General features: G+C 62.8%; 26 protein-coding genes. 16 read left to right on the top strand and 10 right to left on the bottom strand.

All coding sequences use genetic code 11. From position 1 onward, the window contains the following. The first annotated feature begins 5 nt into the window (after positions 1-5). From AMK00_RS26165 to AMK00_RS26140, 6 genes are all read left to right on the top strand, one after another. Positions 6-1,007 carry an ABC transporter permease gene (locus tag AMK00_RS26165; protein WP_064812195.1) on the top strand — a complete coding sequence of 334 codons (1,002 nt, stop codon included), beginning with the start codon at positions 6-8 and terminating at the stop codon, positions 1,005-1,007. After that, entirely contained in the window at positions 1,004-2,011 is a 1,008-nt protein-coding gene (locus AMK00_RS26160; RefSeq protein ID WP_064812194.1) for an ABC transporter permease, read from the top strand. The genes AMK00_RS26165 and AMK00_RS26160 overlap by 4 nt, the downstream gene beginning before the upstream one ends. Beyond that, on the top strand, positions 2,008-2,328 hold the full coding sequence (gene rhaM / locus AMK00_RS26155) for an L-rhamnose mutarotase (protein ID WP_064812193.1): 321 nt from the start codon (positions 2,008-2,010) through the stop codon (positions 2,326-2,328). The genes AMK00_RS26160 and rhaM overlap by 4 nt, the downstream gene beginning before the upstream one ends. Continuing rightward, positions 2,325-3,704, top strand: a complete 1,380-nt coding sequence (locus AMK00_RS26150; protein WP_064812192.1) for an FGGY-family carbohydrate kinase — start codon at positions 2,325-2,327, stop codon at positions 3,702-3,704. Before rhaM ends, AMK00_RS26150 begins: the two co-directional genes overlap by 4 nt. A gap of 86 nt (positions 3,705-3,790) precedes the next feature. Further along, a complete protein-coding gene (locus AMK00_RS26145; RefSeq protein ID WP_064812191.1) occupies positions 3,791-4,543 on the top strand; it encodes a fumarylacetoacetate hydrolase family protein in 753 nt (250 codons plus the stop codon). A gap of 244 nt (positions 4,544-4,787) precedes the next feature. After that, positions 4,788-5,567 carry an ABC transporter ATP-binding protein gene (locus AMK00_RS26140; protein WP_064812190.1) on the top strand — a complete coding sequence of 260 codons (780 nt, stop codon included), beginning with the start codon at positions 4,788-4,790 and terminating at the stop codon, positions 5,565-5,567. 6 nt (positions 5,568-5,573) lie between these two features. On the opposite strand, the gene mmsB is transcribed toward AMK00_RS26140, so the two are convergent. The 8 genes from mmsB to AMK00_RS26100 all read right to left on the bottom strand — a co-directional run bounded on the left by mmsB (position 5,574) and on the right by AMK00_RS26100 (position 13,289). After that, a complete protein-coding gene (mmsB, locus tag AMK00_RS26135; RefSeq protein ID WP_064812189.1) occupies positions 5,574-6,455 on the bottom strand; it encodes a 3-hydroxyisobutyrate dehydrogenase in 882 nt (293 codons plus the stop codon). Between the two features lie 9 nt (positions 6,456-6,464). Then, a complete protein-coding gene (locus tag AMK00_RS26130; RefSeq protein WP_064808490.1) occupies positions 6,465-8,060 on the bottom strand; it encodes a GMC family oxidoreductase in 1,596 nt (531 codons plus the stop codon). A gap of 77 nt (positions 8,061-8,137) precedes the next feature. Further along, positions 8,138-9,127: a branched-chain amino acid ABC transporter permease gene (locus AMK00_RS26125; protein ID WP_064812188.1), complete on the bottom strand. Its 990-nt coding sequence runs from the start codon at positions 9,125-9,127 to the stop codon at positions 8,138-8,140. 1 nt (position 9,128) lies between these two features. Next, on the bottom strand, positions 9,129-10,016 hold the full coding sequence (locus AMK00_RS26120; protein WP_064808485.1) for a branched-chain amino acid ABC transporter permease: 888 nt from the start codon (positions 10,014-10,016) through the stop codon (positions 9,129-9,131). Positions 10,017-10,020: 4 nt separating this feature from the next. Next, a complete protein-coding gene (locus tag AMK00_RS26115) occupies positions 10,021-10,722 on the bottom strand; it encodes an ABC transporter ATP-binding protein (RefSeq protein ID WP_064812187.1) in 702 nt (233 codons plus the stop codon). Next, positions 10,722-11,504: an ABC transporter ATP-binding protein gene (locus AMK00_RS26110; RefSeq protein WP_064808481.1), complete on the bottom strand. Its 783-nt coding sequence runs from the start codon at positions 11,502-11,504 to the stop codon at positions 10,722-10,724. Before AMK00_RS26110 ends, AMK00_RS26115 begins: the two co-directional genes overlap by 1 nt. A 5-nt stretch (positions 11,505-11,509) precedes the next feature. Continuing rightward, entirely contained in the window at positions 11,510-12,715 is a 1,206-nt protein-coding gene (locus tag AMK00_RS26105) for an ABC transporter substrate-binding protein (protein WP_064812186.1), read from the bottom strand. Positions 12,716-13,049: 334 nt separating this feature from the next. Further along, entirely contained in the window at positions 13,050-13,289 is a 240-nt protein-coding gene (locus AMK00_RS26100) for a hypothetical protein (protein ID WP_064808478.1), read from the bottom strand. A gap of 230 nt (positions 13,290-13,519) precedes the next feature. Here AMK00_RS26100 and AMK00_RS26095 point away from each other — a divergent pair, with 230 nt between their 5' ends. Beyond that, positions 13,520-14,473: a LysR family transcriptional regulator gene (locus AMK00_RS26095; protein ID WP_064812326.1), complete on the top strand. Its 954-nt coding sequence runs from the start codon at positions 13,520-13,522 to the stop codon at positions 14,471-14,473. Here AMK00_RS26095 and AMK00_RS26090 read toward each other — a convergent pair whose 3' ends face one another. Then, the gene (locus tag AMK00_RS26090; RefSeq protein WP_064808476.1) at positions 14,474-14,812 is read right to left on the bottom strand and encodes a cupin domain-containing protein; all 339 of its coding nucleotides are present in this window, start codon (positions 14,810-14,812) and stop codon (positions 14,474-14,476) included. It lies immediately after the preceding gene. Between the two features lie 168 nt (positions 14,813-14,980). Between AMK00_RS26090 and AMK00_RS26085 the strand changes: the two genes are divergently transcribed. The 4 genes from AMK00_RS26085 to AMK00_RS26070 all read left to right on the top strand — a co-directional run bounded on the left by AMK00_RS26085 (position 14,981) and on the right by AMK00_RS26070 (position 18,688). After that, on the top strand, positions 14,981-16,168 hold the full coding sequence (locus tag AMK00_RS26085) for an acyl-CoA dehydrogenase (RefSeq protein WP_064808474.1): 1,188 nt from the start codon (positions 14,981-14,983) through the stop codon (positions 16,166-16,168). Between the two features lie 98 nt (positions 16,169-16,266). Further along, positions 16,267-16,728: a DUF4126 family protein gene (locus tag AMK00_RS26080; protein ID WP_064808472.1), complete on the top strand. Its 462-nt coding sequence runs from the start codon at positions 16,267-16,269 to the stop codon at positions 16,726-16,728. Further along, positions 16,725-18,086, top strand: a complete 1,362-nt coding sequence (locus tag AMK00_RS26075) for an FAD-containing oxidoreductase (RefSeq protein ID WP_064812185.1) — start codon at positions 16,725-16,727, stop codon at positions 18,084-18,086. Before AMK00_RS26080 ends, AMK00_RS26075 begins: the two co-directional genes overlap by 4 nt. A gap of 35 nt (positions 18,087-18,121) precedes the next feature. Beyond that, complete coding sequence (locus AMK00_RS26070; protein ID WP_064812184.1) at positions 18,122-18,688, top strand: DedA family protein; 567 nt, start codon at positions 18,122-18,124, stop codon at positions 18,686-18,688. A 14-nt stretch (positions 18,689-18,702) separates the two neighbouring features. On the opposite strand, the gene AMK00_RS26065 is transcribed toward AMK00_RS26070, so the two are convergent. Then, complete coding sequence (locus AMK00_RS26065) at positions 18,703-19,746, bottom strand: NAD(P)-dependent alcohol dehydrogenase (protein WP_064812183.1); 1,044 nt, start codon at positions 19,744-19,746, stop codon at positions 18,703-18,705. Between the two features lie 495 nt (positions 19,747-20,241). Between AMK00_RS26065 and AMK00_RS26055 the strand changes: the two genes are divergently transcribed. From AMK00_RS26055 to kdpC, 5 genes are all read left to right on the top strand, one after another. Beyond that, positions 20,242-20,604 carry a copper resistance CopC family protein gene (locus AMK00_RS26055; RefSeq protein ID WP_064808466.1) on the top strand — a complete coding sequence of 121 codons (363 nt, stop codon included), beginning with the start codon at positions 20,242-20,244 and terminating at the stop codon, positions 20,602-20,604. A gap of 327 nt (positions 20,605-20,931) precedes the next feature. Further along, positions 20,932-21,021: a K(+)-transporting ATPase subunit F gene (locus AMK00_RS26050; protein ID WP_003547774.1), complete on the top strand. Its 90-nt coding sequence runs from the start codon at positions 20,932-20,934 to the stop codon at positions 21,019-21,021. A 67-nt stretch (positions 21,022-21,088) separates the two neighbouring features. Beyond that, positions 21,089-22,792, top strand: a complete 1,704-nt coding sequence (kdpA, locus tag AMK00_RS26045; RefSeq protein ID WP_064812181.1) for a potassium-transporting ATPase subunit KdpA — start codon at positions 21,089-21,091, stop codon at positions 22,790-22,792. A 64-nt stretch (positions 22,793-22,856) separates the two neighbouring features. Then, the gene (gene kdpB / locus AMK00_RS26040; protein ID WP_064812180.1) at positions 22,857-24,917 is read left to right on the top strand and encodes a potassium-transporting ATPase subunit KdpB; all 2,061 of its coding nucleotides are present in this window, start codon (positions 22,857-22,859) and stop codon (positions 24,915-24,917) included. 21 nt (positions 24,918-24,938) lie between these two features. Continuing rightward, positions 24,939-25,508: a potassium-transporting ATPase subunit KdpC gene (kdpC, locus tag AMK00_RS26035; RefSeq protein WP_064812179.1), complete on the top strand. Its 570-nt coding sequence runs from the start codon at positions 24,939-24,941 to the stop codon at positions 25,506-25,508. Positions 25,509-25,633: the final 125 nt, after the last annotated feature.

Here is a 25,633-nt window from a genome sequence, read left to right as displayed (position 1 = left end):
ACGGCATGGCCAAACTGATCAAAAAACGCGAAACCCTGCTCTTTGCCATCATCGTCGTGATGATCGTCGTCTTCTCGACGCGGGCCGCCGATTTCGCCACACCGGATAATCTCGCCGGTATCTTCAATGACACCGCGATCCTCATCATCCTGGCGCTTGCCCAGATGACTGTTATTCTGACGAAATCGATCGATCTTTCGGTTGCCGCCAACCTCGCCTTTACCGGCATGGCGATCGCGATGATGAACGCCGCCTTTCCCGGCCTGCCGTTGATCGTGCTGATCCTTGCCGCGGTGGCGATCGGCGCAGCCCTCGGCACCATCAACGGCTTCCTCGTCTGGCGCCTCGAAATCCCGCCGATCGTCGTCACCCTCGGCACCCTCACCATCTATCGCGGCATGGCCTTCGTGCTCTCGGGCGGCGCCTGGGTAAACGCACACCAGATGACGCCGACCTTCCTCGCCGTTCCCCGCACGCCGATCCTCGGCCTGCCGGTGCTGAGCTGGGTCGCGATCATCATCGTCGCGCTGATGTATATGCTGCTGCGCTACAGCCCGTTCGGCCGCTCGGCCTATGCGACCGGCGGCAATCCGACGGCTGCCGTCTATGCCGGCATCGATACCGGCCGGACGAAATTCCTCGCCTTCGTGCTGTCGGGCGCGCTCGCCGGCCTTTCCAGCTATCTCTGGGTATCGCGTTACGCCGTCGCCTATGTCGATATCGCCAACGGCTTCGAGCTCGACAGCGTTGCGGCCTGCGTCATCGGCGGCATCTCGATTGCCGGTGGCGTCGGATCGGTCGCCGGCACCGTCCTCGGGGCGCTCTTCCTCGGCGTCATCAAGAACGCCCTGCCGGTCATCGGCATTTCGCCCTTCACGCAGATGGCGATCTCCGGAACCGTCATCATTCTCGCCGTTGCCTTCAACGCCCGGCGTGAGCGCAACCGGGGCCGCATCATCCTGCGCGATCGCGCCGCAGCCGAAATCAGAACGGAGGCCGCAGCATGAGCACCGTATCCATCCACGAAAAGCGCGTCATCCCCGACCGCCTCGGCACGCCCTTCCGCCGCATCGTCGCAAGCTGGGAAGTGCTGCTCTTCGGTGTCGCCGTCCTGATCTTCATCTTCAACTCCCTGGCCTCGCCCTACTTCCTCGATGCCTGGAACCTCTCGGACGCCACCTTCAACTTCACCGAAAAGGCGATGATCGCCTTCGCCATGGCGCTGCTGGTCATCTCAGGCGAGATCGACCTCTCGGTGGCCGCCATCATCGCGCTCGCCTCGACGGCGATGGGGGCGGCGGCCCAGCTTGGCATCGGCACACCGGGCCTGGTTCTGATCGGCCTCGGCACCGGCCTAACCTGCGGCATCTTCAACGGCGTGCTGGTCTCGGTGCTGAAGCTGCCGTCGATCGTCGTCACCATCGGCACGATGAGCCTGTTCCGCGGCATTTCCTATATCGTGCTCGGCGACCAGGCTTACGGCAAATATCCGGCCGATTTCGCGTATTTTGGTCAGGGTTATGTCGTCTGGGTGTTCTCGTTCGAATTCGTGCTGTTCATCGTGCTGGCGATCCTTTTCGCCATCCTGCTGCATGCGACGAATTTCGGCCGTCAGGTCTATGCGATCGGCAACAATGATTTCGCCGCCCGCTTCTCCGGCATTCCGGTCGAACGCGTCAAATTCATTCTCTTCCTGCTGACCGGCATCATGAGCGGCATTGCCGCCGTCTGCCTGACCTCGCGCCTCGGCTCGACCCGGCCCTCGATCGCTCAGGGCTGGGAACTCGAAGTCGTCACCATGGTCGTGCTCGGCGGTATCTCGATCCTCGGCGGCTCCGGCACGATCGGCGGCGTCGTCATCGCCGCCTTCGTCATGGGCCTCGTCACCTTCGGCCTCGGTCTCTTGAACGTGCCGGGCATCGTCATGTCGATCTTCATCGGCCTGCTTCTCATCATCACCATCGCGATCCCGATCGTCGCCCGCCGCATCAAGCTCATGAGCTCCCGATGACCTTGGAAAAACACGCTTTCAAGATGCAGCTTAATCCCGGCATGGAAGCCGAATACCGCAAGCGGCATGACGAGATCTGGCCGGAACTGGTCGATCTCCTGCACCAGTCGGGCGCCAGCGACTATTCCATCCATCTGGACCGCGACACCAACACACTGTTCGGCGTGCTGACGCGGCCGAAGGACCATACGATGGCAAGCCTGCCGGAGCATCCCGTCATGAAGAAATGGTGGGCGCATATGGCGGATATCATGGCGACGAACCCGGATAATTCGCCCGTTCAAAGCGACCTCGTCACCCTCTTTCATATCCCATGAACGCTCCTTCCTATCGCCGCATCGCCGTTCTCGACATCGGCAAGACCAATGCCAAGGTGGTGGTGCTCGACGCTGGGACAGGCGCCGAGATCGCCGTCCTGAAACGGCCGAACGTTACGATCAAAACCGGTCCCTACCCGCATTACGACATAGAGGCCCTCTGGTCCTTCGCGCTCGATGCGCTGAAACGCCTTGCGCAGGCGCCTGGTTTCGACGCCATTTCGATCACCACCCACGGGGCCGCAGCCGCACTGCTCGATCGGGACGGCGCGCTCGCGATGCCGGTGATCGACTACGAACACGAATATCCGCAAGAAATTCGCGATGCCTATACGGCCTTGCGCCCCTCCTTCGACGAAACCTTTTCGCCGCGCCTGGCGATGGGCCTCAATGTCGGCGCGCAGCTGCACTATCAGAAGAGCGCCTTTCCCGCGGAATTCGGCAAGGTCGCGACCATTCTCACCTATGCGCAATATTGGACGGCGCGGCTGACGGGTGTCGCCGCCAACGAGCTGACCTCGCTCGGCTGCCATACCGACCTCTGGAACCCGAAGACCGGCAACTATTCCTCGCTGATCGACAGGCTCGGCATTCGCGGCCTGATGGCGCCGGTCCGCTCCGCCTTCGATGCGCTCGGCCCTGTTCTGCCTGAAATCGCCGCAGAGCTCGGCCTGGCCGCGCGCGTGCCGGTCTATTGCGGCATTCACGATTCCAACGCCTCGCTGCTGCCGCATCTGGTCAACCGGACGGCCCCCTTCGCCGTGGTCTCCACCGGCACCTGGGTCATCAATTTCGGTGTCGGCGGCGATCTCGACCATCTCGATGCCAAACGCGATGCGCTCGCCAATGTCGATGCCTACGGCCGGGCCGTCCCCTCCTCGCGTTTCATGGGTGGGCGGGAATTCGAGATCCTGTCGGCCGAAATCGGCCCGGTCGATGAAAAGGCCGCCCAGGCGGCGATTGGCGCCGTCGTCGACAAGGGCATGATGCTGCTGCCCAACATCGCCCCCGGTTCGGGCCCCTTTCCCGGAAAAGCGAGCCGCCGGATCGACGCCGACGAGGCGAGCCGCGAGGAACGTCACGCCGTCGCCTGCCTCTATCTCGCTTTGATGACCGACGCCTGCCTCGGACTGATCGGCGCCAAAGGCCCCATCATCGTCGAAGGGCCCTTTGCGCTCAACGAAACCTATCTGAAGCTGCTTGCCGCCCTTGCCGACCGCGAGGTCGTGGCCCTTCCCGGCTCGACCGGCACCAGCCAGGGGGCAGCCCTTCTCACCGGCATCCGGCCGGTATCGGGCGCCGAAACGCATGTTCCACCGGCCGAGATCGCGGGGCTCGCCGCTTATCGAGATCGCTGGTACGCGGCGATGGAATAAGCATTTCCGACTACGGTCGAAGAACGGGCTTGCTCGCCCCTGCCCTGCGGTTAGTGTGCCCTCGAAAACCAAGTCGAGGAGACAGCATGACAGAGGCATTCGATCCACGTGCCCTTGCAGCCGGACTGCACCGCCTGCGCCAGGCCGGAAGACAGGAAGAAACCGGGAATTTCACCCTGCCGGCCGATCTGCATCAGGCGATGGAGGCGCAGAATTTCCTCGCTGCCGCGGAGAATATTTCCAGCAACGCCTGGAAGGTGACGGTCTCGCCGGAGGGTCAGGCGGTCACGGGTCCCCTGCATCCCTATGCCGAAGCCGCCTCGGGCGCGAACATTCCCTGGTTCCCGGGCATGAAATTCGAGACCGAGATCGCCGTGCGCCTCGGCAAGGATCTGCCGATCCGCACCGGCGCTCCCTACAGCCGCGCCGAAGTGGTCGAAGCGATCTCCGCCGTCCATCTCGGGGCCGAGCTGCTGGTCAGCGCCGTGAGGGAAAGCGGCAGCATCTCCTTTCTGCTGTTTACCTCAGACCGCCTCGGCAATAGCGGCTATGTGCTCGGCCCGAAGCTCGACAAAAGCGTCGTCGATACCGCCGGCGGCATGCCGCTCAAGGTCACCCATGCCGGCCGCACGATCTATGACGGCCCGGCCCAGCATCCGAAGGGCGACGTTCTCACCTGGCTTGTCGATTACGCCAATGACGGCTTGCGTCCCGATGCGTCGCTGAAGACAGGTGCGCTCATCACGACAGGCACGTTGAGTGGCGCTGTGGTGCTGACCGAACCGGGCGAGACCGACATCCTGTTCGGGGACGCCAGGCTGAATTTCTCACTGTCCTAGAGCATGATGTCGAAAAGTATGAGCGGTTTTGCGATAAAGACATGCGTAAAAACAAAGACCTAAAGCGTGATAAGCGAATCTGCAGGATCTTGACACGCTTTAGGTTGATAGAAGGCAGGTCCCACCGGCCGATTTCAACCTGTCCGAATGCAAAGCGTAAGTTGACAATCGCAGTTTAGTTTTGCAGGGAAAGGGAGGGCTCGCCCTCCCGAGCCCGTTCGCAGCGCCGAACCTGGAGCAGATCATGCTTTCGCCTTTCCTTGCCCTGTCGGGAATTCATTATGCCATCGGACCGAAACCGATCCTGCACGGCATCGACCTGACGCTCCAGCAGGGCCGCATCTACGGTCTGGTGGGACCGAACGGCTCCGGCAAGAGTACGCTTCTGAAGATCATCGCCCGTCAGCTCGCGCCGAAATCCGGCACCATTGCCTTCGACGGCAAACCGGCGGCGGACTGGGGTGCCAGGGAATTTGCCCGGCACATCGCCTATATGCCGCAATTTACGCCAGCGACCGATGGGATGAGCGTGCGCGAACTTGTGGCGCTCGGCCGTTTTCCCTGGCACGGCACGCTCGGCCGCTTCAAAGCAACCGATCGCAACATGGTCGAGGAAGCGATCGCCCGCACCGAGCTCGGGGATTTTGCCGACCGTCCCGTCGCCAACATGTCCGGCGGCGAGCGTCAGCGCGCCTGGATCGCCATGATGCTCGCCCAGAACGCCCGCTGCCTGCTGCTCGACGAACCGACATCAGCACTCGACCTCGCCCATCAGGCAAGTGTCCTCTCGCTGGTCAAGGAGCTCAGCCACGAACGCGGGCTGACCGTCATCATCGTGCTGCACGATATCAACCTCGCCGCACGCTATTGCGACGCGATCATCGCGCTCAACCGTGGCCGGATCACCGCCGAAGGCACGCCCGCCGAGATCATGCAGGCCGACAAGCTGCAGTCGATTTTCGGCGTCGGCATGGGCGTCTTTCCCCATCCGGTGCGAAACGAGCCGGTCAGCTATCTCTTATAGTGTCGCCTACGCCTTTTCCCGGAACATCTCGATGATGGCGGAAAAATCCCTGCCGCCATTGCCCTGCTTTTCAAAGAGCGCATAAAGCTGCGCAGCCTCCGCCCCCATCGGCGTTGAGGCGCCGCTTGCCAGCGCCGCCTCCTGCGAGAGCCTCAGGTCCTTCAGCATGAGGGCAGCGGCGAAACCGGGTTTGTAGCCGTTATTGGCGGGCGAGGTCGGGACCGGCCCAGGCACCGGGCAATAGGTATTGATCGACCAGCACTGGCCGGACGAGGTCGAGGCGACGTCGAACAGCGCCTGATGCGAAAGGCCGAGTTTTTCGGCGAGCACGAAGGCCTCGCAGACGCCGACCATCGAGATGCCGAGGATCATGTTGTTGCAGATCTTCGCCGCCTGACCGGCGCCGGCTTCGCCGCAATGAACGATCTTCTTGCCCATCGCCTCCAGGATCGGTTTCGCCCCGGCGAAGGCTTCATCCGAGCCGCCGGCCATGAAGGTCAGCGTTCCCGCCGTCGCGCCGCCCGTGCCGCCGGAGACGGGCGCGTCGAGCGACAGGCAGCCTGCGGCCTTGGCCATCTCATGCGCCTTGCGGCTGCTCTCGACATCGATTGTCGAGCAATCGATGACAAGCGTTCCCTGCGCGGCGGTCTGCCGGATATCGGTCCAGGCCGTCAGCACATGCCGGCCCTGCGGCAGCATCGTGATGACGATTTCGGCGTCCTTCACCGCCTGGCTGGCATGACTGGCTGCCTTGACGCCGCTCGCTTCAGCCGCCTTCAGCACCGAGGCCGCGAGATCGAAGCCAAGGACCTCGTGGCCTGCTTTGACGAGATTGGCCGCCATCGGCCCGCCCATGTTGCCGAGGCCGATGAATGCGATCCTTGCCATGGTCTTCTCCTATCGATTGTCTTCGAGGATCATCGCCGCCGCCTTTTCGGCGATCATGATCGTCGGCGAATTGGTGTTGCCCGAGGTGATTGACGGCATCACCGAGGCATCGGCGATCCTGAGCTTGCCGAGCGCCCGGAGTTTCAGCCGGGGATCGACGACGCTGTCCCTGTCGGCGCCCATGCGGCAAGTGCCGACCGGATGGAATATCGTCGTGCCGATATCGCCCGCCGCCCGCTCCAGATCGGCCTCCGTCTGATAGCTCGGCCCCGGCTTGAATTCCTCCGGCCGAAACCTCGCGAACGAAGGCTGCGCGACGATCCTCCGCGTCAACCGTATGGAACGGACAGCTATGTCACGATCGCGTTGCGTCGAGAGGTATTTCGGGCTGATGGTCGGCTGGGCGGCAAAATCCGGGCTCGACAGATGCACCGAACCGCGACTTTCCGGCCTCAGATTGCAGACGCTGGCGGTGATCGCCGGGAAAGGATGAACCGGATCGCCGAACTTCTCCAGCGAGACCGGCTGCACGTGATATTGCAGATCAGGCGTTTCCCGGTCCGGGCCCGAGCGGGTGAAGATGCCGAGCTGGCTCGGTGCCATCGCCATCGGCCCGGAACGGCGGACGAGATATTCGAGCCCGATCGCCGCCTTGCCGATCAACTTCGTCGCCTTCTCGTTCAGCGTCGGAACCCCGGTTACCTTGTAAGCCAGACGCAATTGCAGATGGTCCTGCAGGTTCTCGCCGACGCCCTTCGCCTCGCTGACGACATCGATGCCCGCCTGCCGGAGAACCTCGCCCCTGCCGATGCCCGACAATTCGAGGATATGCGGCGAACCGATCGAACCGGCCGAAAGCACCGTTTCTTTAGCCGCATAGGCGCGCTTCACAGCGCCCCGGTGCTGGAATTCGACGCCGACAACTGCTCCCTCCTCCACCAGCAGCCGCCGGACCTGCGCCTTGGTCAGCACCGTCAGGTTGGAGCGCCGCATCGCCGGTCGCAGGAAGGCCTTCGAGGTGTTCCAGCGAATGCCGGAGCGCTGGTTGACGTCGAAATAGCCGGAACCTTCGTTGTTGCCGCGGTTGAAATCCGCCGTCTCCGGAATGCCGGCTTCCCTCGCCGCCTGCTGGAAGGCGTCGAGCACGGCCCAGCGCACCCGCGCCTTCTCGATGCGCCATTCGCCGCCGGCCCCGTGCATGTCGTCGGCGCCGCGATAGAAATCCTCGGACTTGCGGAAGAAGGGCAGGATGTCATCCCAGCCCCAGCCGCTGCAGCCCATCTGCCGCCAGAGGTCGTAGTCTCGCGCCTGGCCGCGCATATAGATCATGCCGTTGATCGATGAGCAGCCGCCGAGCACCTTGCCGCGCGGATAACTCAGCGCCCGGCCGTTCAGCCCCGCTTCCGGCGCCGTGGTGAAGCACCAGTCGGTACGCGGATTGTTGATGCAATAGAGATAACCGACCGGAATATGAATCCAATGGTAATTGTCGCTGCCGCCGGCTTCGAGCAGCAGCACCCGGCTCCTGCCGTCGGCGGATAGACGATTGGCGAGTACGCAGCCGGCGCTGCCTGCCCCGATGATGATGTAGTCGTAACGATCCATGTGCGCCCTGCACGAAAATCCAGATGCTTGGCCACCCGCCTCTTCCCGCGCTGCGGAAAGAGGGAGACGGCCGCCCATTAGCGGCGATAGACGAAGCCCAGCTTCCGCCCGAGCCGCGAAGCGTAGAACTCGCCGATGATGCCGCGGCGGAAGATCAGCACGCAGACCATAAAGACGATGCCGGTGATGATCGTCACCGGAAATTCCGAAGTGGCGAGGTAGTTTTCCAGCGCCACCACCAGCCCCGCGCCGAAGAGCGGACCGATCAGCGTGCCGATGCCGCCGAGCAGCGTCATCAGGATCACCTCGCCCGACATCTGCCAGGCGACGTCGGTGAGCGTCGCGAACTGGAAAACGATCGATTTCACCGCGCCCGCCAGACCGGCCAGCGCCGCCGACATAACGAAGGCACCGAGCTTGTAGCGCGCCACGGAATAGCCGAGCGAGATCGCCCGTTGCTCGTTTTCGCGGATCGATTTCAGGATCATGCCGAAGGGCGAATTGATGAAACGCCAGATGATCAGCACGCCGATCAGGAAGACGGCCAGCACGAAATAATACATGTTGGTCGAGCTGTTCAGATCGATGAAGCCGAAGAGGTGGCCGCGCGGCACCGATTGGATGCCGTCCTCGCCTTCGGTAAACTTCGCCTGCAGGCAGAAGAAGAAGAACATCTGCGACAGCGCCAGCGTGATCATTGCGAAATAGATGCCCTGACGGCGGATCGCGAAGAAACCCATGACCAAGCCGAGAAAGGCCGCACCCGCCACGCCGATCAGGATGCCGAGTTCCGGCGGCAGGCCCCATGCCTTCACCGTATAGGCGGTGAAATAGGCCGCCCCGCCGAAGAAAGTGGCATGGCCGAAGGAAAGCAGGCCGGTATAGCCGAGCAGCAGGTTGAAGGCGCAGGCAAACAGCGCGAAGCAGAGCAGCTTCATCAGGAAGATCGGATAGAAGAAGAACGGCGCCAGCAGCAGAAGCAGCAGTCCCACAAGCAGGAAGCCCGCCTGCACCGAAAGGGCGGTTCGGCTTTTTTCCGTTCGGATGGTTTCGGTGATATCAGCCATGTCAAGCATCCCGGCCGAAGAGGCCCGCGGGCCTGATGAGGAGCACGATCGCCATGATGACGAAGATCACGATGTTGGAAGCCTCGGGATAGAAGACCTTGGTCAGGCCCTCGGCGATGCCGAGCACATAGCCGGTGATGATCGCGCCCATGATCGACCCCATACCGCCGACCACGACCACGGCGAAGACGACGATGATCATGTTCGAGCCCATCAGCGGCGAAACCTGGTAGATCGGCGCCGCCAGCACGCCGGCAAAGGCGGCAAGGCCGGCGCCGAGCGCGTAGGTGAGCGTCAGCAGTACCGGCACGTTGACGCCGAAGACCTGCACCAGCACGGCGTTTTCGGTCGCAGCCCTGAGATAGGCCCCGAGTTTGGTCTTCTCGATCAGTAGCCATGTGCCGAGACAGACGACGAGCGAGACGACAACCACCCAGCCGCGATAGATCGGCAGGAACATGAAACCGAGATTGGCCCCGCCGGCAAGCGCCGCCGGCGTCGCATAGGGCTGGCCGGACGAGCCGTAGAGATAGCGGAAGGTGCCCTCGACGGCGAGCGCCAGCCCGAAGGTGAAGAGCAGGCCATAAAGCGGATCGAGATCGTAGAGCCGGCGCAGGAACAGCCGCTCGATGACGGCGCCGGCAACCCCGACGATAACAGGCGCCAGGATCAGCGACGGCCAGTAGCCGATGCCGGCATAGGTCAACAGCAGATAGGCGACGAAGGCGCCGAGCATATATTGGGCGCCGTGGGCGAAGTTAATCACCCGGAGCAGGCCGAAAATGATGGCGAGGCCGAGGCTCAGCAGCGCATAGAACGAGCCGTTGATCAGGCCGATCAGCAGCTGGCCGAGCAGCGCCTGCAGGGGAATGCCGAAGATCATCGTCATCTGGTCACACTCCCAGAACCTTGTGCAGCGTATCCATGCGCTGCGGCAGTTCGCCGACCGGGAATTCCGACACCATCTGCCCATGATCCATCAGATAGAAGCGATCGGCAATACGGCTGGCGAAGCGGAAATTCTGCTCGACGAGCAGGATCGTCATGCCGCGCTCCTTGAGCTTCTTCAGTACCTCGCCGATGCGCTGGACGATGACGGGAGCAAGCCCCTCCGTCGGTTCGTCGAGAATGAGCAGCCGCACACCGGTGCGGAGAATCCGGGCGATCGCCAGCATCTGCTGCTCGCCGCCGGAGAGTTTGGTGCCCGGGCTGCCGCGGCGCTCATAGAGATTGGGAAAGAGCTCGTAAATTTCGTCGAGCGTCATGCCGCCCTTCGCCACGATAGGCGGCAGCAGCAGGTTCTCCGAGACGGTGAGCGTTGAAAAGATCCCGCGCTCCTCCGGCACGAAGCCGATGCCGCGGTGCGCCGTCTTGTGCAGCGGCACCTGCATCATGTCGCTGCCGGCAAAGCTGATCCGGCCCTTGCGGGCCCGCACGATGCCGGTGATGGTGCGCAGCGTCGTCGTCTTGCCGACGCCGTTGCGGCCGAGAATAGTGATCGTCTCGCCTTCGGCCACCCGCATGTCGACGCCGTGCAGGATGTGGCTTTCGCCGTACCAGGCGTTCAGTCCCTGGACTTCGAGGAGATCGGCCATCAATGCTCCTCCGTGCCCATATAGGCCACGCGCACGCGCTCGTCCTGGCTGACAGTGGCGTAGTCGCCTTCGGCAAGGATCTCGCCGCGCTGCAAGACGGTGACATGCTGGCAAATATTGGCGACGACGGAGAGATTGTGTTCGACCATCAGCACCGCCCGGTCGCGGGCGACGTCGCGGATGATCGCCGAGACGACGGCGACATCCTCAAGCCCCATGCCGGCCATCGGCTCGTCGAGCAGCAGCACCTTCGGATCCAGCGCCAGCGTCGTGGCGATCTCCAGCACCCGCTTGCGGCCATAGGAAAGATCGGCGGCGATATGATCGCGTTCCTTGGAAAGGCCGACGCTGGCAAGCAGCTGCTCGGCGCGCTCGTTCAGCCGGTCGAGCGCCGAGAGCGGCCGCCAGAATTGGGTGGAAAGATTGTTCGGCCGCTGCAGCGCCACCCTCACATTGTCGAGAACGGAGAGATGCGGGAAGACCGCCGAGATCTGGAAGGAGCGCACCAACCCCATGCGCGCCACCTTGTCCGGCGGCGTGTACGTAATATCGGTACCCATCAGCGTGATGCTGCCCGCCGTCGGCTGCAGGAACTTTGTCAGCAGGTTGAAGACCGTCGTCTTGCCGGCGCCGTTCGGGCCGATCAGCGCATGCACGCTGGCGTCATGGACGTCGAGATCGACGTCCTTGACGGCCGTGAAGCCGCCGAAATCGCGGCGAAGGCCGCGGGCGGACAATACCACCCGCGGCTTTGCCTGCGTTTCAATTGCGGAAACCGCCATCGCGCTTACTTCACCAGCTCGCAGCCGCTCTTGGCGGGATCGATATAGGCGTCCTTGCCGGGAATGGTGGCGAGAACGTTGAAGTAATCCCACGGCTCCTTGCTTTCGGCCGGCTTCTTGACCTGCAGCAGGTACATGTCGTGGATCATGCGGCCGTTGACGCCGACGGTGCCGCCGCGGCCGAAGACGTCGTCGACGGGCATTTCATGCAGCTCTTTGGCCACAGCCTCCGTCTCGTCGGTGCCGGCCTTCTGCACCGCCTTCAGATATTGCGTCACCGCCGAATAGGTGCCGGTGTGGATCATGTTCGGCATCTTACCGGTGCGGGCGAAGAACTTCTTGGCGAAAACGCGGCTTTCGTCGTCGCGGTTCCAATAATAGCCCTCGGTCAGCGTCAGGCCTTGTGCCGCCTCGAGGCCGAGGCCGTGCACTTCGGCGAGCGTGAAGAGCAGCGCCGCCAGATGCTGGCCGCCCTGGGTAATGCCGAATTCGGCCGCCTGCTTGATGGCGTTCGAGGTATCGAGGCCGGCATTGGCAAGGCCGATCACCTTGGCGCCGGACGATTGCGCCTGCAGCAGGAAGGAGGAGAAGTCCTGGGTCGACAGCGGATGGCGGACGGTGCCGACGACCGTCCCGCCGCTCGCCTTGACATATTCACTGGTCTGCTGCTCCAGCGAATAACCGAAGGCATAGTCGGCGGTCAGGAAGAACCAGCTGTCGCCGCCCTGCTTGACGAGCGCGCCGCCAGTGCCGACAGCGAGAGCGTGCGTGTCGTAGGCCCAATGGAAGCCATAAGGCGAGCAGGCCTTGCCGGTGAGATCCGTCGTCGCAGCACCGGTGACGATGTCGATCTTCTTCTTCTCCTTGGCGATCGCCTGCACGGCGAGCGCTACGGAGGAGGTCGTCAATTCCATGATCGCATCCACCTGCTCGGTGTCGTACCATTGCCGGGCGATGTTGGAGGCGATATCGGGCTTGTTCTGGTGGTCGGCATCGACGATCTCGACCGGCACACCCAGCACCTTGCCGCCGAAATCCTCGACCGCCATTTTGGCGGCCTCGACGGAAGACTTGCCGCCGAAGTCGGCATAAACGCCCGACTGGTCGTTCAGGATGCCGATCTTGACCTTGCCGTCGGTCGCGCTCTGCGCGAGCACGGCAGTGCTGCTCGCAAGCAGAAATGCAACTGATGCAATGAGATTCTTACGCATATTCTCTCCTCCCAGAGATGAGCCAGATTGCGGGTCTGTTCAGATTTGGCCGGTCGCACTCCTCAGAACGACCGCCCCTCGTCCTACGATCATGGAAATTCTTGCCTGAAGCAACGGGTGGTTTACAACTAATTCCAAACAGTATCTGTTCATTTTTGAACAGAAAGAGAGCTGCACAATTTCCATCCCAACCTCAGGAAGCGCCAGGAGTCAGCGCTCAGCGCTAGAACTAGGGCAGTTTCTGCGGTTGTGCAGGCATGCGCTGCTAGACGAACGAACAATCCTCCTTTGTCCGTTCGTCTCACAGGCGCATTTCGGCACGTTCAGGCTGCTGTTACTTCCACTGCGTCCCGTTGTCGGCAGCGCAGCCATAGGGAGGCAAGGCGCCGCTAAAGGTTTCCTTCAATTTTGCACAGCCCCAGGCATTGATCGGGCCTGGCATGGCCGTGTTGAGCGTGATGCCGACTTCATCATAGGGACTGTCGGTGTTGGAGATGTAGCGATACCAACGAAAACCGATGACCACGACGAATGCGAGAGCGACCGTCAGCAGCAGGCGAACCAATTTTTTCATCCATAATTACCTCAAAAAGCACAACGCTGCCGTGTAACATTCCTGCATGGAGGCCGAAAGCGCTGTCGCGGGGCATCAACGCATTTATTGCGGGCGCCTTCCGGTACTCCCCGGATTCATCAGCCGCAGACCGCCCATCCGTGTGGGAACAAAAGGTAAGTAAAAACAAAGAATTGTTTAAATCTCCAATCATGATATTCGTTGCGGGGTTGTTGATGAAGGCAATGGCGATGAGCAATCCACCGCAGTTTACCTGGGACGATCTGCAGTTTTTTCTCGCCGTCGCCCGCACGGGCCAGCTTTCGACGGCGGCCCGCCAACTGCGCTCCAGCCATGCCACCGTCTCGCGCCGAATCGACCGGCTGGAATTTGCCCTGAAGGTCAAGCTGTTCGAGCGCAATCCGCGCGGCTACGTGCTGACCGCCATGGGCACGCGCTTCGTGGAGACGGCCGAGCGGATGGAGCAGGAGACCGAGCGGCTGCGCGCCGATCTCGCCGACGGTTCGATGGCGCAGCGCGGCCTGGTGCGCCTCAGCGCGCCGGAGGGTTTTGCCAATTTCTTTTTCGCTCCCGTGCTGCCGCGGTTCGCGGCCCGGCATCCGAATCTCTCGCTCGAACTGGTGACGATCCAGCAGATCATGTCGCTGTCGCGCAAGGAGGCCGACATTTCCGTTGTGCTCGACGAGCCGAAGGGAGGACCTTATTTCGCGGAGAAGCTGACCGACTATCATCTGCAGATCTACGGCTCTCGCGACTACCTGTCAAAGGCGCCTGCGATCACCTGCCGCGACGACCTGCTTGAGCATCCCTTCGTCAGCTACATCGAGGAGATGATTTTCGCGCCGGGCCTGGATTATCTCAGCGATGTGCATCCGCGCATCAAGCCGCAGTTCCAGAGCTCCAGCATCTTCGCGCAGCTCACCGCCACCCGAAACGGCCTCGGCCTCTGCATCCTGCCCTATTTCTTCGCCAGCCGTTATCCCGAGCTCGTGCGTGTGCTGCCCGAGGAGATCGACCTCAAGCGCCACTACTGGATCACCTGCCATCGCGACCTCAAACAGGCGCCGCGCGTGCGCGCCGTCATCGACTTCCTGCGCGAGGCCGTTCGCGGTGAAGATGCGCGCTTCGTGCCGCCCTATATCATCGCCGCCAGTTCCCCGCGCCGGTCGGAAGCCGAAAGCTGATTACTTGAGAAACTCGGCCCGGTGCGGCGTGAAGCTATCGATCAGCCGGCCCTTTTCCAGTGCCTTGACGCCATGGACGAGATTGGGCGGCACGATGAAGCTGCCGCCCTGCCGCAACACTTCGGTGCGGCCATCGATCGTTACCTCGAAGCTACCTTCGGCGACGTAGCTTGCCTGGATGTGCGGATGCGAATGGGCAGCGCCCACGGCGCCGCTTTCAAACGCCACCTCTACCATCATCATCTCGGGCAGATAGGTCATGATGCGCCTGGTGACGCCGGGTTCCGGATTGACCCATTCGGCGCCTTCGGCCGATATGAACAGATCGCTTGACGACATTTCCGCCTCCTCATTCCAGAATCGAACGCGGGCAAAGTGGATCATGGCGTACCGTTTGAAAAGATGGCCGCCCCTGTCTTTTCGATAGGGCCGCCTTGTTGTTGACGCGCTCGGCTGGCGGGTCTATGCGACCTTGAGCGAGGCAAGCCTGAATGAGGAGACGCTGCCATGCAGCATACGCGCGAAGTTTTCGACTGGTCCGATCCATTCCGCCTGGTGGAGCAGCTGACCAACGAGGAGCGCATGGTGCAGGATACCGCCCATGCCTATGCGCAGCAAAAGCTCGCTCCCCGTGTACTCGACGCCTTTCGCAATGAAAAGACCGATCCCGCCATCTTCCGCGAAATGGGCGAACTCGGCCTGCTCGGCCCGACGATTTCGCCCGATTATGGCGGCGCCGGCCTCGGTTATGTCGCCTACGGGCTGATCGCTCGCGAGGTCGAACGGATCGACAGCGGTTACCGCTCGATGATGAGCGTGCAGTCCTCGCTTGTCATGGTGCCGATCGAAACCTTCGGGTCGCAGGCGCAGAAGCTGAAATACCTGCCGAAGCTGGCGACCGGCGAATGGATCGGCTGCTTCGGCCTCACCGAGCCCGATCATGGCTCCGACCCCGGCTCGATGGCGACGCGCGCCAGGAAGGTCGACGGCGGCTACAGCCTCACCGGCTCGAAGACCTGGATCTCGAATGCGCCGATTGCCGATGTCTTCGTCGTCTGGGCAAAGACCGAGGATGGGCTCATCCGCGGCTTCATCCTCGAAAAGGGCTGGAAGGGGCTTTCGGCGCCTGCCATCCACGGCAAAGTGGGCTTACGCGCCTCGATCACGGGCGAAGTGGTGATGGACGCGGTCTTCGTGCCCGAGGAAAACCTGCTGCCCGGCGTCACCGGCCTCAAAGGGCCGTTCACCTGTCTCAACTCGGCCCGCTTCGGCATTGCCTGGGGCGCACTTGGTGCGGCTGAAGATTGTTATGCGAGAGCCCGGCAATATACGCTGGAGCGCAAGCAGTTCGGCCGGCCGCTCGCCGCCAACCAGCTGATTCAAAAGAAGCTCGCCGACATGGCGGCGGAGATCGCGCTCGGCCTTCAGGGCTGCCTGCGGCTCGGCCGCATGAAGGAGGAAGGCCATCCACCGGTGGAGCTGACCTCGATTCTCAAGCGCAACAGCTGCGGCAAGGCGCTTGAAATCGCGCGCGCTTCCCGCGACATGCTCGGCGGCAACGGCATCTCCGACGAATTCGGCATCGCCCGCCATCTCGTCAACCTCGAAGTGGTCAACACCTATGAAGGCACGCACGACATCCACGCACTGATTATCGGCCGGGCAATCACCGGCATCGCCGCCTTTGCAAATTGAGTTGCAGAGCCCGGCCAGACCTGGCGAATTGCCACGCGCTTGACAATGTGCGACCTTCCCTGGCTGCGGCATAAGGCCGGCAATGATGGGGATCGCGCATGTTTCTGCTTCTTGCATTGCTGATCGGTGTCATCTCGGGCCTCCGCGCCATGACCGCGCCGGCTGCCGTCGCCTGGGGTGCGGCGCTCGGCTGGTTCGACGTGTCGCAGACGCCGCTTGCCTTTATGGGCTACCGATGGACGCCGTGGATCTTCACCCTTCTCGCCGTCGTTGAACTCGTCACCGACCAGCTGCCGTCGACGCCGTCGCGCAAGGTGCCGGTGCAGTTCGCCGCCCGCATCGTCACGGGAGCACTTGCCGGCGCCACGATCGGCGCGGCGAGCAGCCTGCTTTTCGGCGGGCTGATCGCCGGCGTGATCGGCGCCGTCATCGGCACCTATGGCGGCGCCGCGCTGCGCGCCAGGCTTGCCGCCGCCTTCGGCAAGGATCTGCCGGCCGCCCTCGTCGAGGATGCCGTTGCCGTTGTCGGCGCCCTATTGATCGTAGGAGCCGTGTCATGAAGAGCTTCGACGCCATCGTTATCGGCGCCGGCCAGGCCGGCCCGTTCCTCGCCGCCCGCATGGTCGAAAACGGCATGAAGGTGGCGCTCGTCGAGCGCAAGTTCCTCGGCGGCACCTGCGTCAATGCCGGCTGCATGCCGACCAAGACTCTCGTCGCCAGCGCCCGCGCCGCCCATGTCGCAAGAAGCGGCGCCGCCTACGGGGTCAATATTCCCGGCGAAATCGCCATCGACATGAAGGTGGTGAGAGCCCGGGCGGAAACGGTGACGATGAACGCCCGCAATGGCCTGATCGGCTGGTTTGACAGCATGGACGACATGAGCGTGATCTACGGGCATGCCCGTTTCGAGGATGCGAAGGCCGTCCGCGTGAATGGCGAGACGCTGACGGCGCCGCGCATTTTTCTCAATGTCGGGGCGCGGCCCGTCATCCCCGAACTGCCAGGCATCGACGATATCGCTTACCTCACCAGCACCTCCATCATTCATCTCGATACCCTGCCGCGGCACCTGGCGGTGATCGGCGGCAGCTATATCGGATTGGAATTCGCCCAGATGTATCGCCGCTTCGGCGCCGAAGTCAGCGTCATCGAGCACGGCCCGAAGCTCGCTTCACGCGAAGACGAGGATATATCGGACGCGATCGCCGATATACTGCGGGCCGAAGGCATCACAGTCCACACCGACGCCGGCAACATCGCTTTCGCGCGAAATGGCAGCGGAATTGGCGTTACCGTCGGCGCGGCGAAGATCGATGCGAGCCATGTGCTGATCGCCACCGGCCGCAAACCGAATACCGACGACCTCGGCCTCGAGGCCGCCGGCGTGGCAACCGACAAGCGCGGCTATATCACCGTCGACGACAAGCTTGCCACCAATGTCGAGGGCATCTTCGCGCTCGGCGACTGCAACGGCCGCGGCGCCTTCACCCATACCTCCTACAATGATTTCGAGATCGCCGCCGCCAACCTGCTCGACGGCGACGACCGCAAGGTCTCGAGCCGCATCCCGGCCTATGCGCTCTACATCGACCCGCCGCTCGGCCGCGTCGGCATGACGGAGAAGCAGGCGCGTGCCTCCGGCCGCAGGATCATGGTCTCGATCCGGCCGATGAGCCGCGTCGGCCGGGCCACTGAACGCGGCGAGACCAAGGGCTTCATGAAGGTGATCGCCGATGCCGAGACCAAGGAGATCCTCGGCGCGGCGATCCTTGGCATCGAAGGCGACGAGGTGATCCATGGCCTGATCGATGCGATGAATGCGGGAACCACCTATTCCGCGCTGAAATGGTCGGTGCCGATCCATCCGACGGTGTCGGAGCTGATTCCGACGCTGCTTGGGGATTTGAAGCCGGTTTAGCCGTGACCTGACCTCGGGAAGAGCTGGAGGCGGGCATGTCTATCGAAGCGCTGATCGAAAACTACGGCCTGCTGGCGATTTTCCTCGGTGCAGCTTTCGAAGGCGAGACGGCCGCCTTCCTCGGCGGCGTGATTGCCCATCGCGAACTGCTCTCCTATTGGTCAGCGTCGCTCGCGGCCGTCGCAGGCTCCTTCGCCGGCGATCAGTTCTGGTTCTTCGCCGGCCGCTATGCCGGGCAATGGGCTCCCGTCCGACGGCTGATGGAAAGACCCGCGCTTGCCCGCGCGACCCGGCTGCTGGAGAAATATCAAACCGGCTTCATCCTGGCGTTCCGTTTTCTCGTCGGCTTGCGGACGATCAGCCCGATCGTCATCGGCACGACGCGGATAGCGACCGGCAAATTCGTCGTCCTGAATGCGGTAGCCGCGCTGGTGTGGGGGCAGCTTTTCACCGCGCTCGGTTATCTGTTCGGCCACGCCATCCAGCAGACGCTGGGCCACCTTCCCCTTCACCGCCATCTGTTGATCGCAGTTGCAGCCGCCGCTGTCGTCGCAGCCGCTGCTCTACTCTTTCGGATGAAACCAAGCGGCAGGCATCAGTAAAAGCGCTGCGGCGCCTATTCCATCACGATCTGCAGCTTCACGTCGCTCGGCCGGGCCTCGACGGCGCGGTCGAACGCCTTGATCGAATCCTCGAACGTGAACGTCTCCGATATCAGCGGCTTCAGGTCGACACGGCCTGATGCCAAGAGGGCAATCGAACGCTCATACTGGTGGGCATAGCGGAACACGGTTTCGATGCGGATTTCCTTGGTGGATGCCGTCGAGACGTCGAAGCCGATCGGGTTCACAGGCAGGCCGACCGCAACGATGACGCCGCCCGGGCGCGGCAGCGCCATGATCGTCTCCCAGGCCTTCGGCGAACCGGAGCATTCGAAGACCACATCCGCACCCCAGCCGTCGGTCAGCCGGCCGACCTCTTCGATCAGGTTCTTCTCGCGGATATTGACCGTGATGACGCCCTGATATTGCGCGGCGATGTCGAGCTTCGGCTGGGCGAGATCGGCGACAATCGCGCGGGCGCAGCCGCCGGCAAGGGCGGCAATCGCCACCATCGTGCCGATCGGCCCGGCGCCGAGCACGATAGCGGTATCGCCGGGCGTGATCTTCGCCTTGGCGGCCGCCTGCATGCCGACCGCGAAGGGCTCGACCATCGCTCCTTCGGCGAAACTGACATTGTCGGGCAGCTTGAACGTATAATTGGCCGGATGCACCACCTCGGGCGTCAGCACGCCATGGATTGGGGGCGTCGCCCAGAAGCTGACGGCAGGATCGATATTGTACATGCCGAGCCGGCTCGCCTTGGAGTTCGGATCGGGGATGCCCGGCTCCATGCAGACGCGGTCGCCGACTTTCAGATGTGTGACACCGGCCCCCACCTTGATCACCGTGCCGGCCGCCTCGTGGCCGAGCACCATCGGCGCGTTGACGACGAAGGGGCCGATCTTGCCGTGGGTGTAATAATGAACGTCCGAACCGCAGACGCCGACGGTATGAATCTTGATCTTCACCTGCCCTGGCCCTGTCTCCAGCGGCAGATCGATATCGCGCAACGCAAGCTCATGCTGGCGCTCCAGCACCAGCGCACGGACTTTGGTCATTCTCGGTTTCCTTCCCTATGGCCCGGCGATTCAGAGGGTGCCGTTGAGCCGACTATAAGACCGCAAGGCGCTTCAATTCAACCGTCGACGTAAGCTTTTGCTCATCCCGTGACGAAATGCTCATATGCGTAGCCCGAAAGATAACCGCTGATAAACCTCCGTATGATTCCGGAAGAGAGCACCGGAGAGTACAGTCTTCATCATCAGCCACGACACAGTGGGAGGCGGCAAAAGAGATGAAGCATGATAATGACAATATCCGCGGGAACGGGCTTTCCTCGAGGATCTTCCGACGGTTCCGAAAGTTCTGGCGCAGATTGGTGGCCGATTGGAACGCGGCCCTTCAGAGGGACAACCCGGGGCAGCCAATGCGCGTCATTCTGCGGACTTGGGATCGAAATCGCCCCCGGCAGCGTTAATAGCTGCAGCCCGCATGGCGTGGCGGAAGCGTGATGGCTTCCGGCGCCAGTGGCTCGGCAATACAGGAAGGCCATCATGAAGCCGGTCGTGTCATTCTGCCTGTTCGCATCCCTTCTCTTCGCTGCCAACCAGGCGACTGCTGCCCTGGAACAAGCGTCGCTGCCCCCGCAGCAGCAGGAAGAAGAGCTCGTACCGGCCAATGTCGAGCTTACCTTCAGCGGTCCCGTCGATCTTGCCCGCTCGACCGCCATCTTGCTCGATGCTAAAGGCAGGGCGCTTCCCCTGGGCAAGCCGTTCCTCTCCGGCCCCGAAGGATCCATATTCAAGATCCCGCTCGATCCCGCAATGGCGCCCGGCCTCTATACCCTCGACTGGCACGTCCTCTCGATGGACGGCCGCAGCGCCGAAGGCCGCTACCAGTTCCGGGTCGATCCTTGAATTTCAAGATCGCGCCGGGTTCTCGTTTCCGCTGTAGCCGCCTGAAAGCATTTATAAGATTTTTATATTGATGCCGTTTCGGCCGTCTCGAACCTTTATGCGCTCCGGCTCCATATTGGTGCCCGAGAGATCCAAGGATCATCTCCACGCCAGAAAGCATGAAAGGCAGTCGCCAACGGCGGCGGCCCTTTGTCTTGTCTGACTCCAACAAGAACAACAGGAGTCACGATCATGATGGATACCATTCTGCTCGGCACCGCGATTCTATTCTTCGCGCTGTGCTTTGCCTATGTCGGAGCCTGCGACAGGCTCTAAGGAGAAACGACGATGACCCTCGATTATGTCCTGAGCGGCGCCGTAACTGTGTTTCTCACCGTTTACCTCACCTATGCTCTCTTGCGCCCAGAACGCTTCTGAAAAAACCGACGATTCCGAAGCCGCGCCTGCGCGACCGGAAACCAGCCGGGTATTGAAAGTTAGCTCCATGACCCTCAACGGATGGCTTCAGATCCTGCTCTATTGCGGGATCGTCCTCTTGCTCGTCAAACCGCTCGGCGGCTACATGACGCGCGTCTATAACGGCGAACGAACATTCCTCTCGCCCGTCCTCGTTCCGATCGAACGCGGACTTTACCGCATGGCCGGCACCGGCGAAGGCGAGGAGCAGCATTGGACCTCCTATGCCTTCGCGATGCTGATGTTCAACCTTCTCGGCGTCCTCCTCCTCTACGCGCTGATGCGCCTGCAGGGCTTTCTGCCCTACAATCCGGCCGGCATGGCTGCCGTCCCGCCGGAGCTTTCCTTCAACACCGCCGTCAGTTTTCCCACAAACACCAACTGGCAGAACTACAGCGGCGAAAGCACCATGTCCTATCTCACGCAGATGGCCGGCCTGACGGTGCAGAATTTCCTTTCCGCCGCAACCGGCATGGCCATCGCAGTCGCCTTCATCCGCGCCTTCGCACGGGCGTCCGGCAAGGCGATCGGCAATTTCTGGGTCGATATGATCCGCGGCACGCTCTACATCCTGCTGCCGGTCTGCATCGTGCTGACGCTCGTCTTCGTTTATCTCGGCGTGCCGCAGACGCTCGGCCCCTATGTCGATGCGACGACGCTCGAAGGCGCCAGGCAGACGATTGCGGTCGGCCCGGTCGCCTCGCAGCTCGCGATCAAGATGCTCGGCACCAATGGCGGCGGTTTCTTCAACACCAATTCCGCCCATCCGTTCGAAAATCCCGATGCGATCTCCAATCTCCTCCAGATGGTCTCGATCTTCGCGATCGGTGCGGGTCTCACCAACGTCTTCGGCCGCATGGTCGGCAATCAGCGCCAGGGCTGGGCAATTCTGGCCGCGATGGGCGCGCTGTTCGTCGTCGGCGTCGGCATCACCTATTGGGCGGAAGCGGCCGGCAATCCGCTGATGCATGCCTTCGGCCTCACCGGCGGCAATATGGAGGGGAAAGAAGTCCGCTTCGGCGTCGCCCTGTCCTCGCTCTTCGCCGTCATCACCACCGCCGCTTCCTGCGGCGCGGTCAACGCCATGCATGGTTCGTTCACCGCTCTCGGCGGCCTGATCCCGCTGATCAACATGCAGCTCGGCGAAATCATTGTCGGCGGTGTGGGTGCCGGCTTCTACGGCATCCTGCTGTTCATCATCGTCGCCGTCTTCGTCGCCGGCCTGATGGTCGGCCGGACGCCGGAATATCTCGGCAAGAAGATTGAGGCGAAGGAAATGAAGATGGCCATTCTTGCCATCCTTTGCCTGCCGCTCGCCATGCTGGTTTTCACCGCAATCGCAAGCGTGCTGCCTTCCGCCGTCGCTTCGGTCGGCACCGCCGGTCCGCATGGCTTCTCCGAGATCCTCTATGCCTATACCTCGGCTGCAGCCAATAATGGCTCGGCCTTCGGCGGCCTGACGGGCAATACCCCCTGGTACAATGTGACGCTCGGCATCGGTATGCTCGCCGGCCGGTTCCTGGTCATCATCCCGGCCCTTGCAATCGCCGGCTCGCTGATCGCCAAGAAAACGGTTCCGGCCTCGGCTGGCACCTTCCCGACCGACGGCCCGCTCTTCGTCGGCCTGCTGATCGGCACGATCCTGATCGTCGGCGGCCTGACCTTCTTCCCGGCGCTGGCCCTCGGTCCGATTGTCGAACACCTGGTCACGATCGCCGGCCAGACCTTCTGAGGCGATGCCGTAATCCGCATCCCAGGGTTCCTTCGCCGTCCTCGTTTCAAAGCTGGAGTCTCTTATGAGCCAGGCAAAATCCGCGAGCATCATCGATTCTCGCATCCTCGTTCCCGCCGTCGGTGCCGCCTTCCGGAAGCTCGATCCACGCGCCCTTGCCAGAAATCCGGTCATGTTCGTCGTGGCCACGGTTTCGGTGCTGACCACCGTCCTCTTCCTGCGCGACCTCGTGGCGGGCAACGGCAATCTCGGCTTCTCGTTCCAGATCAATCTCTGGCTCTGGTTCACCGTGCTCTTTGCCAATTTCGCCGAGGCCGTCGCCGAAGGCCGCGGCAAGGCGCAGGCGGATTCGCTGCGCAAGGCGCGCACCGAAACCCAGGCCAAGCTGCTGACCGCCAACAATAGCAGCGACTACCGCATGGTGCCCGGCACCAGCCTCAAGGTCGGCGATATCGTGCTGGTCGAAGCCGGCGACATCATCCCCTCGGACGGCGAAGTCATCGAAGGTGTCGCCTCCGTCAACGAAGCGGCGATCACAGGCGAATCCGCTCCTGTCATCCGCGAATCCGGCGGCGACCGCTCGGCGGTGACAGGCGGCACCCAGGTGCTCTCCGACTGGATCCGCGTGCGCATCACCGCGGCGGCCGGCTCCACCTTCCTCGACCGGATGATCTCGCTGGTCGAAGGCGCGCAGCGCCAGAAGACGCCGAACGAGATTGCGCTCAACATCCTGCTCGCCGGCATGACGCTGATCTTCGTGCTCGCCACTGCGACGATCCCGAGCTTTGCCATCTATGCCGGCGGCTCGATCCCGATCATCGTGCTCGTCGCCCTCTTCGTCACCCTGATCCCGACAACGATCGGCGCGCTCTTGTCGGCGATCGGCATTGCCGGCATGGACCGCCTCGTCCGCTTCAACGTGCTTGCCATGTCCGGCCGCGCCGTCGAAGCGGCCGGCGACGTCGACACGCTGCTGCTCGACAAGACAGGCACGATCACGCTCGGCAACCGTCAGGCGACGGCCTTCCGCCCGGTTCGCGGCGTTTCCGAGCAGGAGCTCGCCGATGCCGCCCAGCTCGCCTCGCTTGCCGACGAAACTCCGGAAGGCCGTTCGATCGTCGTGCTCGCCAAGGAGAAATATGCGATCCGCGGCCGCGACATGGCGAGCCTCAAGGCCAGCTTCGTGCCTTTCACCGCGCAGACCCGCATGAGCGGCGTCGATCTCGAAGGTGCCTCGATCCGCAAAGGTGCGGTCGATACTGTGCTCGCCTATGTCAACGGCGACGCCCCCTCGAAGAACGGCAACGAGGTTATGCGCGAGCTGCAGTCGATATCAGATGAGGTCGCCAAATCGGGCGGAACGCCGCTCGCGGTCGCCCGCGACAGCAGGTTGCTCGGCATCGTCCAGCTGAAGGACATCGTCAAGGGCGGCATCCGCGAACGCTTCACGGAACTGCGCCGCATGGGCATCCGCACGGTGATGATCACGGGCGACAACCCGCTGACGGCGGCGGCCATCGCCGCAGAAGCCGGTGTCGACGACTTCCTCGCCCAGGCGACGCCGGAGATGAAGCTGGCGCTGATGCGCGAGGAACAGGCCAAGGGCAAGCTCGTCGCCATGTGCGGCGACGGCACCAATGACGCGCCCGCGCTCGCCCAGGCCGATGTCGGCGTCGCCATGAACACCGGCACGGTCGCCGCCCGCGAGGCCGGCAACATGGTCGATCTCGACAGCGATCCAACGAAGCTCATCGAGATCGTCGAGATCGGCAAGCAGCTCCTGATGACACGCGGCGCGCTGACGACCTTCTCGATCGCCAACGACATCGCCAAGTACTTTGCCATCATCCCGGCGATGTTCCTGACCTTCTACCCGCAGCTCGGCATCCTCAACATCATGGGGCTGTCGACGCCGCAGAGTGCCATCCTCTCGGCGATCATCTTCAACGCGCTCATTATCATCGCGCTGATCCCGCTGTCGCTGAAGGGTGTCCGTTACCGGCCGATCGGCGCCGGTGCGCTTCTGTCGCGCAACCTGCTGATCTACGGCCTCGGCGGCATCGTCGTTCCCTTCATCGGCATCAAGGCGATCGACATGGCCGTCGCGGCCCTCGGTCTCGCCTGACATCTCCAGGAGCTAAGAACAATGTTTAGAGAATTTCGCCCGGCCGTCGTTATGATCGTTGCCACCACGGCCATCACGGGCCTGCTTTATCCGCTCGCGATGACGGGTGCGGCCCAGGCGCTCTTCCCAACCCAGGCGAATGGCAGCCTGATCGAGAAGAATGGTCAGGTGATCGGCTCGAGGCTGATCGGCCAGGCCTTCACCGGCGACAAGTATTTCCACGGCCGTCCGTCGGCCGCCGGCGATGGCTACAATGCCGCCGCCTCCGGCGGCTCGAACCTCGGCCCGACCAGCCAGAAACTGATCGACCGCGTGAAGGGCGACTACGAAAGCGCCAAGGCGGCAAACCCGAACGCCGAGGTGCCGGCCGACCTCGTCACCGCGTCCGGGAGCGGCCTCGATCCCGATATTTCGCCCGAGGCCGCCTACTTCCAGGTGGCGCGCGTCGCCAAGGCGCGTGGCATGGATGAAGCCAAGGTCAAGGCGCTGGTCGCCGGCGCCGTCCACGACCGCGAGCTCGGCATTCTCGGCGAACCCACCGTCAATGTTCTGGCGTTGAACCAGAGCCTTGATGCTTCTATGACTGAGTGAAGGTTGGCGCCAACGGCAGCCCCTCACCCTAACCCTCTCCCCGTTCTGACGGGGAGAGGGGACGTGCCAGGTGAGAGCTCGGCGGGGAACGGAGACGTCGCGGCATGTCCCCTTCGCCCCGTTTA

Origin of the sequence: Rhizobium sp. N621 (assembly GCF_001664325.1) — a bacterium.
Classification (GTDB): Bacteria; Pseudomonadota; Alphaproteobacteria; order Rhizobiales; family Rhizobiaceae; genus Rhizobium; species Rhizobium esperanzae.
This window is presented reverse-complemented; position numbering and strand designations above follow the sequence as displayed.

Bases quoted from the DNA above. Each gene is read 5' to 3' on its own strand.
- AMK00_RS26165 (WP_064812195.1), top strand. From the start codon at position 6: ATGGCCAAACTGATCAAAAAACGCGAAACCCTGCTCTTTGCCATCATC.
- AMK00_RS26160 (WP_064812194.1), top strand. From the start codon at position 1,004: ATGAGCACCGTATCCATCCACGAAAAGCGCGTCATCCCCGACCGCCTC.
- rhaM (WP_064812193.1), top strand. From the start codon at position 2,008: ATGACCTTGGAAAAACACGCTTTCAAGATGCAGCTTAATCCCGGCATG.
- AMK00_RS26150 (WP_064812192.1), top strand. From the start codon at position 2,325: ATGAACGCTCCTTCCTATCGCCGCATCGCCGTTCTCGACATCGGCAAG.
- AMK00_RS26145 (WP_064812191.1), top strand. From the start codon at position 3,791: ATGACAGAGGCATTCGATCCACGTGCCCTTGCAGCCGGACTGCACCGC.
- AMK00_RS26140 (WP_064812190.1), top strand. From the start codon at position 4,788: ATGCTTTCGCCTTTCCTTGCCCTGTCGGGAATTCATTATGCCATCGGA.
- mmsB (WP_064812189.1), bottom strand. From the start codon at position 6,455: ATGGCAAGGATCGCATTCATCGGCCTCGGCAACATGGGCGGGCCGATG.
- AMK00_RS26130 (WP_064808490.1), bottom strand. From the start codon at position 8,060: ATGGATCGTTACGACTACATCATCATCGGGGCAGGCAGCGCCGGCTGC.
- AMK00_RS26125 (WP_064812188.1), bottom strand. From the start codon at position 9,127: ATGGCTGATATCACCGAAACCATCCGAACGGAAAAAAGCCGAACCGCC.
- AMK00_RS26120 (WP_064808485.1), bottom strand. From the start codon at position 10,016: ATGACGATGATCTTCGGCATTCCCCTGCAGGCGCTGCTCGGCCAGCTG.
- AMK00_RS26115 (WP_064812187.1), bottom strand. From the start codon at position 10,722: ATGGCCGATCTCCTCGAAGTCCAGGGACTGAACGCCTGGTACGGCGAA.
- AMK00_RS26110 (WP_064808481.1), bottom strand. From the start codon at position 11,504: ATGGCGGTTTCCGCAATTGAAACGCAGGCAAAGCCGCGGGTGGTATTG.
- AMK00_RS26105 (WP_064812186.1), bottom strand. From the start codon at position 12,715: ATGCGTAAGAATCTCATTGCATCAGTTGCATTTCTGCTTGCGAGCAGC.
- AMK00_RS26100 (WP_064808478.1), bottom strand. From the start codon at position 13,289: ATGAAAAAATTGGTTCGCCTGCTGCTGACGGTCGCTCTCGCATTCGTC.
- AMK00_RS26095 (WP_064812326.1), top strand. From the start codon at position 13,520: ATGAGCAATCCACCGCAGTTTACCTGGGACGATCTGCAGTTTTTTCTC.
- AMK00_RS26090 (WP_064808476.1), bottom strand. From the start codon at position 14,812: ATGTCGTCAAGCGATCTGTTCATATCGGCCGAAGGCGCCGAATGGGTC.
- AMK00_RS26085 (WP_064808474.1), top strand. From the start codon at position 14,981: ATGCAGCATACGCGCGAAGTTTTCGACTGGTCCGATCCATTCCGCCTG.
- AMK00_RS26080 (WP_064808472.1), top strand. From the start codon at position 16,267: ATGTTTCTGCTTCTTGCATTGCTGATCGGTGTCATCTCGGGCCTCCGC.
- AMK00_RS26075 (WP_064812185.1), top strand. From the start codon at position 16,725: ATGAAGAGCTTCGACGCCATCGTTATCGGCGCCGGCCAGGCCGGCCCG.
- AMK00_RS26070 (WP_064812184.1), top strand. From the start codon at position 18,122: ATGTCTATCGAAGCGCTGATCGAAAACTACGGCCTGCTGGCGATTTTC.
- AMK00_RS26065 (WP_064812183.1), bottom strand. From the start codon at position 19,746: ATGACCAAAGTCCGTGCGCTGGTGCTGGAGCGCCAGCATGAGCTTGCG.
- AMK00_RS26055 (WP_064808466.1), top strand. From the start codon at position 20,242: ATGAAGCCGGTCGTGTCATTCTGCCTGTTCGCATCCCTTCTCTTCGCT.
- AMK00_RS26050 (WP_003547774.1), top strand. From the start codon at position 20,932: ATGACCCTCGATTATGTCCTGAGCGGCGCCGTAACTGTGTTTCTCACC.
- kdpA (WP_064812181.1), top strand. From the start codon at position 21,089: ATGACCCTCAACGGATGGCTTCAGATCCTGCTCTATTGCGGGATCGTC.
- kdpB (WP_064812180.1), top strand. From the start codon at position 22,857: ATGAGCCAGGCAAAATCCGCGAGCATCATCGATTCTCGCATCCTCGTT.
- kdpC (WP_064812179.1), top strand. From the start codon at position 24,939: ATGTTTAGAGAATTTCGCCCGGCCGTCGTTATGATCGTTGCCACCACG.